Here is a 13,046-nt window from a genome sequence, read left to right as displayed (position 1 = left end):
TTGGCCTTCTCGTTGGCCGACCCAACGTCACAGAGTCTCGAACACGGATGTTTCGGGATCCTTCTTCCGCCATTGCGGATCTGTGAACCGCGCTTCACCTCAGGTGCGCTCCGCTGGTGAGGACGGGCGGTCGCCGTTCGCGACACCTCCCTGTGGGCGCTGGGTTACCGTTCGTCGAGCCCCTCCGGCCGAATCGAGGAGACCGATGCGCCTGTCTACCCGAAATCAGTTGTCCGGAACCGTCGTCGACGTCACGGTCGGTGCGGTGATGGCCACCGTCAAGGTGCGTCTCGACGGCGGTGACCAGATCGTCACGGCGTCGATCACGAGGGAGGCGGTCGAAGATCTCGGCCTCGAGGCCGGTAAACCCGTCACCGTGCTGATCAAGTCCACCGAGGTGATGCTCGCGGTGGCGGACTGACGCCGGCCGGGGTTCCGCTGCCTGAGTATCAAATGTAGACTCAGCCTCGTGACCACCCTTTCGGACACGTTGGCCCTGCTCGGTGAGCGCTGGGCGCTGCTCGTCGTGCGGGAGGTGTCGCTCGGGCTGCGACGCTTCGACGAACTGCGCGAGGCCACGGGCGCACCGCGCACCGTGCTGTCGGACCGACTCCACCGGCTCGTCGCGGCCGGGGTGCTCGGCACCCGGGAGTACCGCGTCCCCGGCAGCCGGGCGCGGCTCGAGTACACGCTCACCGCCGCCGGACTGGATCTGCTTCCCGTTCTCGCCGCCCTCACCGACTGGGGGGAGCGTCACCTCGACTCCGCCGCCGCGTCCGACGTGGCCTACCGGCACGGCGGGTGCGGAGGCCGGGTCGGTGCGCGCCTCGTGTGCGAGTGCGGCGCGGAAGTGATTCCGGGGCAACGCCTCCTCGCGCAGGTCAATCGCTGACAGCTTCACCGGACGACAGGAAGAAGGACAGTTCATGACGCTCGCCACCACGACCGACGCCGGCTTCGCCGCCGACGTCCTCGGCGCCGACCTGCCGGTGCTCGTCGACTTCACCGCCCCGAACTGCGGGCCGTGCCGGATGATCGCCCCGGTGCTCGAACAGATCGCCGCCGAGCAGGACGGCCGGCTGCGCGTGGTCTCGCTCGACGTCGGCGCGAACCCCGTCACCACCAGCGAACACCAGGTGATGGGAACCCCGACGCTCGCGCTGTTCGTCGGCGGCGAGCGGGTCGTCCGGCTGCCCGGCGCGCGGTCGCGCGCCGCGATCATGCGCGAAATCGAGCCGCACCTGTCGGGCGGACAGGACTGAAACTCACCCGGGCCCGTCCCGCGCGACCGACACCAACTGTACGTGCCGCAACGGGATCGGGGTCTCCAGCGCGATCGAGGTCGACGAACGCAGCACGTGCCTGCCGTCGACGATCTCGTTGATCACCCGCTGCAGGTCCCCGTGGGTGCGGGCCACCACCCGGATCAGCAGGTCCCCTGCACCGGTGGTGGTGTGCGCCTCGAGCACCTCCGGGATCGCGGACAGGTGCTCGATCACCGCTGCGTGCCCCTGGCCCTGCGTGATCTCGAGGGCCGCGAACGCGGTCACCGGGAACCCCAGCGCGGCCGCGTCCAGGGTGGGGGAGCGGTCGGCGATCACCCCGTCGCGTTCCAGATGGTCCAGGCGGGCCTGCACGGTGCCGCGGGCGACGCCGAGACGACGCGACGCCTCCAGCACGCCCACCCGTGGCTCGTCGTGCAGCAGGGTCAGCAGGGCCGCGTCGAGCCGGTCGATCGTCATGGTCGCCTCCTGGTCATCCTGTCCAGTGAAACCGCCCCACGATCCAGCATTCTGTACACGATGACCAGCGTCAACGCGGACCGTTGCGCAACCGCCGCGATCGGCAGACAGTGGGGCATGACCACCGCGCGCCTCACCAGTCACGAACGCGCCGCCCACCTGCGCGCCGGCCGGCTGCGACGGCTGGTCGGACTCGTCGATCACGACGACGCCGCCGATCCGTTCCCCGTCCTCGGCATGGACGCGGTCGAGTTCGTGTGCGGCAACGCCACCCAGTCCGCCCACTACTTCGTCTCGGTGTGGGGCATGACCCTCGTCGCCTACGCCGGGCCGGAAACCGGTCTGCGCGACCACAAGTCGTATGTGCTCGAGTCCGGGTCCGCCCGCTTCGTGCTCAGTGGCGCCGTCGACCCGGGCAGCGCGCTCGCCGACCACCACCGCAGGCACGGCGACGGTGTCACCGACCTGGCCCTCGAAGTCGTCGACGTGGACCGCTGCGTCGCGCATGCGCGACGCAGCGGCGCCGTCGTCCTCGACGAACCGCACGACGTCCGTGACGAGCACGGCACCGTCCGGCTCGCCGCGCTCGCGACCTACGGCAGCACCCGGCACACGCTCGTCGACCGGTCCGGCTACCGCGGGGTGTACCTGCCCGGATTCGAGCCCCGCACTTCGGGATTCGTGCGCAGGCCCGGCGCACCCGAGCACGTGTTCGCGGCCCTCGACCACGCGGTCGGGAACGTCGAGATGGGCCGGATGGATCACTGGGTGCGCTTCTACAACGAGGTCATGGGCTTCGCCAACATGGCCGAGTTCGTCGGCGACGACATCGCCACCGAGTACTCGGCGCTGATGAGCAAGGTCGTCGCGAACGGCAACCACCGCGTCAAGTTCCCGCTCAACGAACCGGCGGTGGGGCGCAGGCGGTCCCAGATCGACGAGTACCTCGACTTCTACGGCGAGCCCGGCTGCCAGCACCTCGCCCTGGCCACAGACGACATCCTCGCCAGCGTGGACGCGTTGCGCGCCGAGGGCGTCGAGTTCCTCGCCACCCCGGACGCGTACTACGACGACCCCGAGCTGCGGGCCCGGATCGGCCGGGTCCGGGTGCCCGTCGACCAGCTCAAGGCCCGCGGCGTCCTCGTCGACCGGGACGAGGACGGATACCTGCTGCAGATCTTCACGAGGCCGCTGGGGGACCGGCCGACGGTGTTCTTCGAACTCATCGAGCGCCACGGCTCACTCGGCTTCGGCAAGGGCAACTTCAAGGCGCTGTTCGAATCCATCGAACGCGAACAGGCGGCGCGCGGAAATCTGTGAGCCGGATCGTGGGGCATCCCGACGTGGCCGGCCGACACCGCCGTCATGGACGACACAGGCGCGTCACCGCGTCGCGGACCGCCTCCCTCCGTCGCGCGATCTCGTCGGCGCCGCACGTCACGTTGCTCTCGGTGCCGGGGGGCGACGACCCAGCCGAAGACGATTCCGAAGATCAGCGTCACCAGTTCGATCGGCTCCCACCGCGCCGCCACCCGGCCCTCGGCCTGGGCCCGGCGGATCGAGTCCATGGCTTCATCGCGGCCGGACTGGTGCTGCTCGCCGTCTTCGTTGTCGTCGAGTCCCGCACCCGGAACCCGTTGCTGCCGTTGGCGGTTCCGTGGCACCGGGATCGTGGCGGGGCGCTGATCGGCTCGCTGCTGGTGGGCGCCGCCCTGATCGGCGGAATGCTCTACCTGACGTTCTACCTGCAGATCGTGCTGGGCTTCTCCCCGATCATGGGCGGGCTCGGGGCCGTGCCGATGGCAGGCGGCACGATCGTCGCCGCGGGTGTCGCCGCGCAGCTCACCACCCGCATCGGCCCGAAGCCGCTGATGGTCGCCGGACCCGTGATCGCCGCGATCGGTCTGTTCCTGCTCACCCGGATCGAGGTGGACAGCTCCTACTGGACGCACGTCTTCCCGGGTCTCGTGGTGTTCGGCTTCGGTTTGGGGCTGCTGATGATGCCGATGCAGAACCTCGCTCTGCTCGGTGTCGCCGACCACGATGCCGGTGCGGCGAGCGCCCTGTCGAACGCCGCGCTGCAGGTGGGTGGTGCTCTCGGAACCGCACTGTTCACCACCATCTACGCGTCCGCCAAGTCCGGCTTCCTCAGCGACAACCCCGCCCCCGTGCCCCCGGAGGGTATGCCGGCCAACCTGTCCGGTGCCGCGATGCCCGACCCCGAGCAGATCGCGCTCCTGCCGCAGCCGGTCCAGGATTTCCTGGCGTCGATGACCGAACACGTCTTCGGTGCGGAGGTGTCGGGCTACTCGGCGGCGTTCCTGTGGGCCGGAATCCTGGTCGCGGCCATCGCGCCGATCTGCGCCGTCCTGGTGCAGGCGAAAAAGGACGACCTCCCCGCCGAGGGCGCCGTGCACATGGGCTGACCGGCCGGCGACTGCTCGGTGCTCCTGGTCACCGCGAGCTGTGCTGCAGCGCGTGCGGCCCGGCCCGCGCGCCTTCGGCAAGGGGTTGTCCCGGCCCACTGTCACTGGCCCCAGGCGGCACCGGATGGGACCACACAGTCAATCGCCAGTTCACTCGCCGTGACCCGATCGGTACTGCTAGCGGTGGAAATACGGGCGCCGGTCGTGTTCTATCAGTGGACTATGAGCGCAGTCACCCGAATCGCCCGAGTCACCACCGTCGCCGCCGGTGCCGTCGCAGTGCTGGCCGGCGCCGCCGCGATCGCGACCGCCGCCCCGGCCCCGGCCGGTTCCGAGCGGTTCACCCCGCTGGCCGACGGCTCGCACACCGAGTTCCTCGTCAACCCCGTCCTCACGCAGGACGACCTGCTGAACACGAACAAGGACATCACCACGATGCCCGACGTGCGTGCCCACAGCATCGACGGCCGTACCTTCTCCTTCTACCGCGTCGTCGACGGCGTCCGGATCGGCATGGCCCGGATCAACGAATTCTGCCTGCCCACCGGCGTCTGCCACGGCATCATCGTCGACGCGCCCAGCCCGGTGGTCCTCTGACACAGCACCTTTCGAGGCCGAAGGCCCGGGGCGACGCGGTCGCCCCGGGCCTTCGTCGTCAGGCGGGGGACTCGCACCCCGGCAGAACCTCGGCCCACGTCGTGGGGACGTCACCGCCACCCTGCGGGCTGACCCGGCGCCCGACCTTCGCGAGCAGCGCCACCGGGGCGATCGGCCCCGCGAACAGGGCCTCGCCCAGCCCGAATCCGGTGGCCTGAGCGAGCATCGGTTCGGGTACGTGTGAGAAGTAGCCCGCCAGTTCTGCGATGTCCGCGGAGCCGTTCATCCGCATCAGCACCAGGTTGTCGCACTGGGACACCACGTTCGGGTGCACCTTGCCGGGTCTCTGCGTGGCGACGAACAGGTGCAATCCGAACTTGCGGCCCTCGCCGGCGATCAGGATGCCCAACTCGGCGGTCGCCGCCAGCAGCGGGTTGTCGGTCACTGCGGGCAGCACGTTGTGCGCCTCGTCGATCACCATGAGCACCGGCTCCCGCGACCGCCGCGCCGCCCACCGGCGGCCGAGCAGGGCCAGGACGATCGCAGTTCGCTCGTCCGCGGTCGCCAGGCTGCCGACGTCCACGACGACGCACCGCGACGCCCGGATGTCGTACTCGACCGCCGAGCGCTCGCCGTCGCGCCGCCACAGTTCCCAATCCACGATCCCGAGGTTCGCGATCCGCTTCGCCAGCCGATCGCCGTCGACGGAGGAACTCGCGGCGGCCGCCACCTCCGCGACCGAATAGGGGGCGGTCAGGGTCGCGGTCACCTCACGTAGTGCGTGGTAGTCGTCCAGATCCCGGACCGGGTGCATCTGCAGGAGCAACGCCTGGGTGTCGACGTCGAGGTCGCTGAAGTCGATGCACAGCGTGATCGGGGAGCCGAAACCGCGGGCCCGCGCGACGTGCACACCCGCGGCGACCGCACGGTGCCGGACCGCGGCGGGCGAGTCGTCGTCGGGGTCGGCGACCTCGCCGAGGAAGACGTGATCGGAGTTCGGGTCGATCACCAGGATCGGCAGCGTCGTCGACGCGAGCAGCCTCTCGAGCAGCCCGCCGGTCGTGTACGTCTTTCCCGAACCGGACTGGCCGCACATGAACGTGTGCCTGCCGAATCCGGGGGAATGCAGGCGGGCGGCGACCTCCGGTGCCTGTGCCATTGCGCCGACGTCGAATGCGGGACCGTCCGCGGACAGCCCGGCGGCGACGGCCGCGACCTCCTCCGGGGTGGCCGGACGGATCGGGCGTTCACCGAACGGCTCCACGCGCCCGCGCAGGCTGAACCGGTCTCCGTCGAACTCGCCGAGGGTCACCGCCCGCCCGTGCACGGCCCGCACCATCGGCCGGGCTCGTGCCGCGGACACCCCGAACCCGTGCACCTGCTCCCCGAGGTCCACGTCGAGTTCGGGCCCCTCCTTCTCGACCACCTCGACCTTGCGCACCTGAACCACGACGCGTGCCCCGGTGTCGTCCTCGACCACCGCGAACCCGCCGACCCGGACACCGGTCTCCATCGGCCCCGCGAACGGAACCTCGTGCCCGTCGGCGGAGACGGCGACCTGGGCGATCGCGAATCGGTCGTACAACAGGTGTCGATGCTGCTGGAGGGACTCGAGCTCCGATGTCATGCCGCACATCCTCACTCATCGACTCGAGTCCGGCATCCGGATCGCTGTCCTACACCCTGTCGTGGACAGAATCTCGGGAACTGGGACACTGGAGGCCGTGACTGTCACCCCCGGCGCCTCCGCGCAGCCCTCTCCCGGCGGTGCCGGGCAAGTTTCCGTCCGGTCCGCGCAGCTCTTCGAGCGGGCCTCCGCGGTCATCCCCGGTGGGGTCAACTCGCCGGTCCGGGCGTTCGGCTCGGTCGGTGGCACACCACGGTTCATCGCGTCCGCCAAGGGGTGCACGCTCACCGACGTGGACGGCAACGACTACGTCGACCTGATCTGCTCGTGGGGTCCGATGATCCTCGGGCACGCACACCCCGCCGTCGTGGAGGCCGTACAGAAGGCGGCCACGACCGGATTGTCCTTCGGCGCCCCCACCGAGGGCGAGATCGAACTCGCCGAGGTGATCGTCGACCGGATCGCGCCGGTCGAGCAGGTTCGGCTCGTCAACTCCGGCACCGAGGCGACGATGAGCGCGGTCCGGCTGGCGCGCGGATTCACCGGCCGCAGCAAGATCGTCAAGTTCGCCGGCTGCTACCACGGGCACGTCGACGCCCTGCTCGCCGAGGCCGGTTCCGGCCTGGCCACGTTCGGGCTGCCGACCTCGCCCGGCGTGACGGGCGCGCAGTCGTCGGACACCATCGTGCTGCCGTACAACGACCTCGACGCGGTCGCACAGGCGTTCGCCGCGAACCCCGGTGAGATCGCCTGCGTGATCACCGAGGCCGCCGCAGGCAACATGGGCACCGTCGCGCCGCTGCCCGGATTCAACGAGGGACTGCGCCGGCTGTGCACCGAGCAGGGCGCACTGCTGATCATGGACGAGGTGATGACCGGATTCCGGGCCAGCCGCACGGGCTGGTACGGCATCGACGGCGTCGCCGGAGACCTGATGACGTTCGGCAAGGTGATGAGCGGCGGGCTGCCCGCCGCCGCGTTCGGTGGTCGCGCGGACGTGATGGCACACCTGGCGCCGGCCGGACCGGTGTACCAGGCGGGCACGCTGTCCGGGAACCCGGTCGCCGTCGCCGCCGGCCTCGCCAGCCTGAAAGCCGCAGATCAGGGCGTGTACGACGCGCTTGACCGCAACGCCGCGACGCTCGGGAAGCTGATCGGTGACGCACTCCACGCGGCAGGGGTGCGGCACCAGGTGCAATTTGCAGGCACCATGGTGAACGTGTTCTTCGCCGACCAGCCCGTCACCAACTACGCGGAGGCGAAGGCCAGCGAGACCTGGCGGTACCCCGCCTTCTTCCACACGCTGCTCTCCCGTGGCGTGTGCGCACCCCCGAGTGCGTACGAGACGTGGTTCGTCTCGGCCGCCCTCGACGACGGCGCGTTCGACCGGATCGCGGACGCACTGCCCGCCGCGGCCGCGGCGGCCGCAGCTGCGACGCCCGCCGGCTGAACCCGACCGTCCGACACACCACTCCACCCGTCAACCACCGAAGCTCCCGGAGCAGCCCACCGTGACCAGTCCGCAGCAGACGCCGTCCGCAGACCCCGCCGAGTCCCGCACGATCGTGCACGTGCTGCGGCACGGCGAGGTGCACAACCCGAAGGGCATCCTCTACGGGCGGCTCCCCGGATACCGGCTCTCGGTGGCCGGGCAGGCCCAGGCCCGCACGGTCGCGTCGGTCCTGTCGGGCCACGACATCACCCATGTCGTTGCGTCGCCGCTGCAGCGGGCGCAGGAGACCGCGACCCCGATCGCGGACGCCCACGGGCTGACCCTGGCGACCGACGACAACCTGATCGAGGCGGCGAACGACTTCGAGGGCCTGAAGGTCTCGGTCGGGGACGGTGCGCTGCGCCGGCCGCGGCACTGGTGGAAGCTGCGCGACCCGTTCACCCCGTCGTGGGGCGAGCCGTACCTGCAGATCGCGCACCGGATGCTCGCCGCCGTCAATGCCGCCCGGATCTCCGCGGTCGGTCACGAGGCGGTGTGCGTGAGCCATCAGCTTCCGGTGTGGACGCTGCGCCGGTTCCTGCAGGGTGAGCGGCTCTGGCACGACCCGCGCCACCGGCAGTGCGGTCTGGCGTCGCTGACGTCGCTGGTCTACGAGGGCGACACCCTCGTCGACATCGTCTACTCCGAGCCCGCCGGCGCCTCCGATCCGACGGTGACCGGGGCATGAGTGCGGCTACACCACCCGCGCGCCTTTCCGGTGGTCACCGGAAACGCGCGCGGGCGCTTGTCGCCGTGCTGCTGAGCCTGCTGCTCGGCGGCGTGGCCAGCGCCTGCGCAACCGGTGACGACGCGGTCGCGCAGGGTGGCACCTTCGACTTCGTCTCGCCCGGCGGCAAGACGTCGATCTTCTACGACCCGCCCGCCGACCGCGGCACCATCGGCAATCTCACCGGCGAGGACCTGATGGAGGAGGGGAAGACCCTCTCCCTGTCCGACTTCGCCGGCCAGGTCGTCGTCGTGAACCTGTGGGGCCAGTGGTGCGGGCCGTGCCGCGGCGAGGTCGACGACCTCGAGAAGGTGTACGAGAACACCCGCGACCAGGGTGTGGCGTTCCTCGGCATCAACGTCAAGGACCCGCAGCGCGACAAGGCGCAGGACTTCGTCACCAACAACAAGGTGGCCTTCCCGTCGATCTGGGATCCGTCGATGCGCAGCCTGACGGCGCTCGGCGGCAGCTACCCGACCAGCGTCATCCCGTCCACACTCGTGCTCGACCGTCAGCACCGGGTGGCGGCGGTGTTCCTGACCGCGTTGCTCGTCGACGACCTGCAACCCGTGGTCGAGAGGATCGCGGCCGAACAGTGAGTACTGCAATCCTCGCGCAGGGCCTGAGCGTGAGCGCCCAGGGAATCGGCGCGACCTTCCAGGACACCGCCGCCACCGGTCCGCTGCTGCTGGCGTTCGCCGTCTGCATCCTGGCGGGACTGGTGTCGTTCGCATCACCGTGCGTGGTGCCGCTCGTGCCCGGCTACCTGTCGTACCTGGCCGGCGTCGTCGGCGCGGACGCGCCGGCGGTGACGGTCGAGCAGGCGAGCGTGCGCACCGAGACCCGCACCGCGCGGCTGCGGGTCGCGGGCGCGGCGGCCCTGTTCGTCGCGGGATTCACCGTGGTGTTCGTGCTGGCCACGATGACGGTGTTCGGCGCGATGTCCGCGCTGTCCGTGAACCGGGAGATGTTCCAGCGGATCGGTGGCGTCGTGACGATCGCGATGGGCCTGGTGTTCATCGGCCTGATCCCGGCGCTGCAGCGCGACGTGCGGTTCGAGCCGCGCCGGATCTCCGGCCTGATCGGGGCCCCGCTGCTCGGCGGTGTGTTCGCGCTCGGCTGGACTCCGTGCCTCGGCCCGACGCTGACCGGGGTGCTCACAGTCGCGGCAGGCACCGAGGGCTCGACCGCGGCCCGCGGGCTGGTGCTGATGGTCGCCTACTGCATCGGGCTGGGCCTGCCGTTCGTGCTGTTGGCCTTCGGATCGGCGAGCGCGCTGCGCGGCGTCGGCTGGCTGCGCCGCAACGCGCGGGCGATCCAGGTGTTCGGCGGCATCATGCTCGTCGCGGTCGGTGTCGCGCTGGTCACCGGCGCCTGGGATGTGTTCGTCGGATGGATCAGGGATGCGTTCGTGTCGGAAGTGACGCTGCCGATTTAACGCTTCTCTCGAAAGCGGGAGATTCCACGCTCAGACCGCAACCCGACCACCAACCCGAAGGAGGTGAACAGATTGTCTGACGTCGTCAACACATGTGTGGCCGCGCTCTGCCACAGCCAGGATCACCCTGGCAGCGTTCCGATCCCGACCGTCGGAGTGCCCGCAGTCGAAGCATCGGAATGTTCGTTCGCCGAGTTCGAGGCGCTGCTTGGCTCTCGCGAAACACCTCGAACACGTCATCGTCGTGTAGGCGGGCCGCACCAACACCACCTTCCGGCCGGCCCGCACGCCGCGCTCGAGAAGTTCCCGCCTCGCCGCACCGATCGCGGCATCCGCGGCCTTGCGCGCCATCCTGGACTTGGTCAGGAACTTCGGACTGAAGTCCTCCACCGCGATCAGATCGTGGCTATCGACGACCTGCTTCGCCCACACCCGGGAATCGTATTGGGTCTGACGGGCCGCCTTCTTCTGGAGTCTCGCCGCCTGCCGCTTCGCACGGTGGTAGCCACTGGACTGGGGGCCCCGCTTGCCGGTGTGGCGGCGGGCCATCTTCCGCTGTGCCCTCGTCAACTCCGCGGCGCACCGCTTGCGGTGTCCGAGATACGGCAGGTCGAAGTCACTGTTCGTTGTGGTGGCCGTGCACGACACACCCCAGTCGACACCGATCCCACCTCTGGCTTCCGGCGCAGCCGGTACGTCTCGTCGGACGACGAACGAGGCATACCAGTGACCGAGCGCATCCAGGGTTATCCGGACACTCGACGGCTCGGACGGCAACTCCCGAGACCACACGACCGGAATGCTGATGCCTTTCGGCAGGACCAGGCGTCCGTCGCGGATCCGGAAGCCGCGCCGCGTGAACTCCAGACTTGGCAACGTGGTCTTGCGGTTTTTGAACGTCGGGCGGCCGCGCCCCTTCACCGTGAACGACTGGTCGAGAGCCTGGGCGTAGGTGCGCAGCGTCTGCTGCTGCGCGACCTGCGAACCCTCCCGCAGCCACGCGTTGTGCGACCGCGCCTCCGTCAGAAGTTTCGACAGCCTTCCGAACGTCGGTCGCAGTCCCGACTGCTGCTGGTGGACCGCCTCGTTCCACAGGAACCGGCACCGATGCCACTCGTGGGTCAACGCACGCGCCGCCTGCGCGCCGGGCCGCAACCGGAACGTGTACCGCACCACTTCCCCCATGCTGGGCAACCTAACCGACCCCACCGACAGAAAGGAGACCGGCGCATCCACTCCCTTGCGAAGGGAGCATCCGCGTCGAACATCCGATGACGGCAGACCAGAAGGAGGACGCAGTGACGGACGAGAGTCGGAGTGCGGTTTCTCGGCAGTCGGCGGTGGGACGTCTGGTGGCGCTCGGCCGCAACACCTGGCGCGGTCTGACGTCGATGCGCACCGCGCTGGTCCTGCTGTTCCTGCTCGCGTTCGCGGCCATTCCGGGCGCGCTGCTGCCGCAGCGCAGCCTCAACGCGGGCAAGGTCGACGAGTACATCGCGAACCGCCCGACCCTCGGACCGTGGATGGATCGGCTCGAACTGTTCGACGTGTTCGGCAGCTTCTGGTTCACCGCGATCTACGTGCTGCTGTTCGTCTCGTTGATCGGCTGCATCATCCCGCGCTGCTGGGATCACTTCCAGGCGCTGCGGACCCGGCCGGTCGCCGCACCGCGTCGGCTGTCCCGGCTGCCGCACCACACCGACGCCGTCGTCGACGCCACCCCGGACGAGGTGGCGGCTGCCACCGTGTCCCGGCTGCGCGGGTGGAAGACGGTCACCCGCACCGGCGAAGAGCTGCGTTCCGGCAAGCCCGGCGAGATCACGGTGTCCGCGGAGAAGGGCTACCTGCGCGAGGCAGGCAACCTGGTCTTCCACCTGTCGCTTGTCGGCCTGCTCGCCGCGATCGCGATCGGAAAACTGTTCAGCTACGAAGGCAACGTCATCGTGGTCGCCGACGGCGGTCCCGGTATCTGCACCACGTCACCGGCGATGTTCGACTCGTTCCGGGCCGGACTCAAGGAGGACGGCACCGGCCTGACCCCGCTGTGCGTGAAGGTCAACGACTTCAAGGCCGACTACCTCGACAACGGTCAGGCCGAGATGTTCACCTCCAACATCGACTACCAGTCCGGCGACGACCTCGAGTCCGACACGTGGCGGCAGGCGACGCTGCAGGTCAACCATCCGCTGCGCGCCGCGGGCGACCGCGTCTACCTGCAGGGGCACGGCTACGCCCCGACGTTCACGGTGACCTTCCCGAACGGGGAGACCCGCACCGAGACACTGCAGTGGCGGCCCGACGACGCGACCACCTTCCTGTCCAGTGGCGCCATGCGCTTCGACCCGCCCGGCGGCATGTACCCGGACGAGACCGAGCGCCGGAAGAACCAGATCGGCATCGAGGGACTCTTCGCGCCGACCGCCGTGCTCCACGGCAACCTGCTCTCCTCGAGCTACCCGGCGTTGACCGATCCGGCCGTCGCCATCGACATCTACCGGGGCGACACCGGCCTCGACACCGGCAACCCGCAGTCGATCTTCTCGCTGAGCAAGGAACTGGTGAACCAGGGCCGGCTCGTCAAGGAGGACCGGGTGAACCTGAGGCCGGGCGAGTCGGCGACCCTCTCGGACGGCACCGTGGTGCGGTTCGACGGGGCGACGGACTTCGTCAACCTGCAGGTCTCGCACGACCCGGCGCAGCAGTGGGTGCTGGTGTTCGCCCTGACGATGATGGGTGGCCTGCTGGTGTCGCTGGTGGTCAAGCGCCGCCGCATCTGGGTGCGTACCTATCCGGCCCCCTCGGACGGAGATGCCGACACGGTGTCGGATACATTGGGATCGGAAAGACGACGTACCGTAGTAGAGCTGGGTGGCCTCGCCCGCACCGATCAGGCGGGCTGGGGCGACGAGTTCGACCGGCTCAGCCAACGACTGCTCGAGGACCTCGGTCCCGCGCAGACGACCGAGACGACACCGCACAGCCGCGCCTGACGCGCAG

Annotated in this window: 14 protein-coding genes and 1 pseudogene; 11 read left to right on the top strand and 4 right to left on the bottom strand. The window is 69.7% G+C overall.

The genetic code is table 11. The features are described 5' to 3' along the window. Positions 1-205 precede the first annotated feature (205 nt). The 3 genes from ACWDU4_RS18840 to ACWDU4_RS18830 are packed head-to-tail and all read left to right on the top strand — an operon-like array spanning position 206 to position 1,262. On the top strand, positions 206-421 hold the full coding sequence (locus tag ACWDU4_RS18840; protein WP_450115441.1) for a TOBE domain-containing protein: 216 nt from the start codon (positions 206-208) through the stop codon (positions 419-421). Between the two features lie 48 nt (positions 422-469). Then, on the top strand, positions 470-892 hold the full coding sequence (locus ACWDU4_RS18835; protein WP_450115440.1) for a winged helix-turn-helix transcriptional regulator: 423 nt from the start codon (positions 470-472) through the stop codon (positions 890-892). Between the two features lie 34 nt (positions 893-926). Next, the gene (locus ACWDU4_RS18830; protein WP_450115439.1) at positions 927-1,262 is read left to right on the top strand and encodes a thioredoxin family protein; all 336 of its coding nucleotides are present in this window, start codon (positions 927-929) and stop codon (positions 1,260-1,262) included. Between the two features lie 3 nt (positions 1,263-1,265). On the opposite strand, the gene ACWDU4_RS18825 is transcribed toward ACWDU4_RS18830, so the two are convergent. Next, a complete protein-coding gene (locus ACWDU4_RS18825) occupies positions 1,266-1,742 on the bottom strand; it encodes an Lrp/AsnC family transcriptional regulator (RefSeq protein WP_450115438.1) in 477 nt (158 codons plus the stop codon). Between the two features lie 117 nt (positions 1,743-1,859). Between ACWDU4_RS18825 and hppD the strand changes: the two genes are divergently transcribed. After that, on the top strand, positions 1,860-3,062 hold the full coding sequence (hppD, locus tag ACWDU4_RS18820; protein WP_450115474.1) for a 4-hydroxyphenylpyruvate dioxygenase: 1,203 nt from the start codon (positions 1,860-1,862) through the stop codon (positions 3,060-3,062). Positions 3,063-3,223: 161 nt separating this feature from the next. Here hppD and ACWDU4_RS18815 read toward each other — a convergent pair. Then, positions 3,224-3,310, bottom strand: a pseudogene (locus tag ACWDU4_RS18815) (TetR family transcriptional regulator); the annotation flags it as partial. Positions 3,311-3,331: 21 nt separating this feature from the next. Here ACWDU4_RS18815 and ACWDU4_RS18810 point away from each other — a divergent pair. Both ACWDU4_RS18810 and ACWDU4_RS18805 read left to right on the top strand, forming a co-directional pair. After that, complete coding sequence (locus ACWDU4_RS18810; RefSeq protein WP_450115437.1) at positions 3,332-4,168, top strand: MFS transporter; 837 nt, start codon at positions 3,332-3,334, stop codon at positions 4,166-4,168. Positions 4,169-4,390: 222 nt separating this feature from the next. Next, complete coding sequence (locus ACWDU4_RS18805; protein ID WP_450115436.1) at positions 4,391-4,765, top strand: hypothetical protein; 375 nt, start codon at positions 4,391-4,393, stop codon at positions 4,763-4,765. Between the two features lie 58 nt (positions 4,766-4,823). On the opposite strand, the gene ACWDU4_RS18800 is transcribed toward ACWDU4_RS18805, so the two are convergent. Next, on the bottom strand, positions 4,824-6,392 hold the full coding sequence (locus tag ACWDU4_RS18800) for an ATP-binding protein (RefSeq protein WP_450115435.1): 1,569 nt from the start codon (positions 6,390-6,392) through the stop codon (positions 4,824-4,826). Between the two features lie 97 nt (positions 6,393-6,489). Here ACWDU4_RS18800 and hemL point away from each other — a divergent pair, with 97 nt between their 5' ends. From hemL to ACWDU4_RS18780, 4 genes are all read left to right on the top strand, one after another. Then, complete coding sequence (gene hemL / locus ACWDU4_RS18795; protein ID WP_450115434.1) at positions 6,490-7,842, top strand: glutamate-1-semialdehyde 2,1-aminomutase; 1,353 nt, start codon at positions 6,490-6,492, stop codon at positions 7,840-7,842. Positions 7,843-7,903: 61 nt separating this feature from the next. After that, positions 7,904-8,572, top strand: a complete 669-nt coding sequence (locus tag ACWDU4_RS18790) for a histidine phosphatase family protein (protein WP_450115433.1) — start codon at positions 7,904-7,906, stop codon at positions 8,570-8,572. After that, positions 8,569-9,210: a TlpA disulfide reductase family protein gene (locus ACWDU4_RS18785; RefSeq protein WP_450115432.1), complete on the top strand. Its 642-nt coding sequence runs from the start codon at positions 8,569-8,571 to the stop codon at positions 9,208-9,210. Before ACWDU4_RS18790 ends, ACWDU4_RS18785 begins: the two co-directional genes overlap by 4 nt. Continuing rightward, entirely contained in the window at positions 9,207-10,049 is an 843-nt protein-coding gene (locus ACWDU4_RS18780; RefSeq protein ID WP_450115431.1) for a cytochrome c biogenesis CcdA family protein, read from the top strand. The genes ACWDU4_RS18785 and ACWDU4_RS18780 overlap by 4 nt, the downstream gene beginning before the upstream one ends. 30 nt (positions 10,050-10,079) lie before the next feature. Here the strand turns inward: ACWDU4_RS18780 and ACWDU4_RS18775 are convergent, their stop codons facing one another. Further along, entirely contained in the window at positions 10,080-11,234 is a 1,155-nt protein-coding gene (locus ACWDU4_RS18775; protein WP_450115430.1) for an RNA-guided endonuclease InsQ/TnpB family protein, read from the bottom strand. Positions 11,235-11,320: 86 nt separating this feature from the next. On the opposite strand from ACWDU4_RS18775, the gene resB reads away from it, so the two are divergent. Then, positions 11,321-13,039, top strand: a complete 1,719-nt coding sequence (gene resB, locus ACWDU4_RS18770; protein WP_450115429.1) for a cytochrome c biogenesis protein ResB — start codon at positions 11,321-11,323, stop codon at positions 13,037-13,039. Positions 13,040-13,046 lie beyond the last annotated feature (7 nt).

The sequence above is a fragment of the Rhodococcus sp. NPDC003348 genome (assembly GCF_053589375.1).
The sequence above is the reverse complement of the archived record's forward strand: the minus strand, read 5'-3'. Positions and strand labels throughout refer to the sequence as shown.

Excerpts from the sequence above, each read along its gene's own strand:
- hppD (WP_450115474.1), top strand. The coding sequence starts at position 1,860 with ATGACCACCGCGCGCCTCACCAGTCACGAACGCGCCGCCCACCTGCGC.
- resB (WP_450115429.1), top strand. The coding sequence starts at position 11,321 with ATGACGGCAGACCAGAAGGAGGACGCAGTGACGGACGAGAGTCGGAGT.
- ACWDU4_RS18785 (WP_450115432.1), top strand. The coding sequence starts at position 8,569 with ATGAGTGCGGCTACACCACCCGCGCGCCTTTCCGGTGGTCACCGGAAA.
- ACWDU4_RS18840 (WP_450115441.1), top strand. The coding sequence starts at position 206 with ATGCGCCTGTCTACCCGAAATCAGTTGTCCGGAACCGTCGTCGACGTC.
- ACWDU4_RS18825 (WP_450115438.1), bottom strand. The coding sequence starts at position 1,742 with ATGACGATCGACCGGCTCGACGCGGCCCTGCTGACCCTGCTGCACGAC.
- ACWDU4_RS18800 (WP_450115435.1), bottom strand. The coding sequence starts at position 6,392 with ATGACATCGGAGCTCGAGTCCCTCCAGCAGCATCGACACCTGTTGTAC.
- ACWDU4_RS18830 (WP_450115439.1), top strand. The coding sequence starts at position 927 with ATGACGCTCGCCACCACGACCGACGCCGGCTTCGCCGCCGACGTCCTC.
- ACWDU4_RS18805 (WP_450115436.1), top strand. The coding sequence starts at position 4,391 with ATGAGCGCAGTCACCCGAATCGCCCGAGTCACCACCGTCGCCGCCGGT.
- ACWDU4_RS18775 (WP_450115430.1), bottom strand. The coding sequence starts at position 11,234 with ATGGGGGAAGTGGTGCGGTACACGTTCCGGTTGCGGCCCGGCGCGCAG.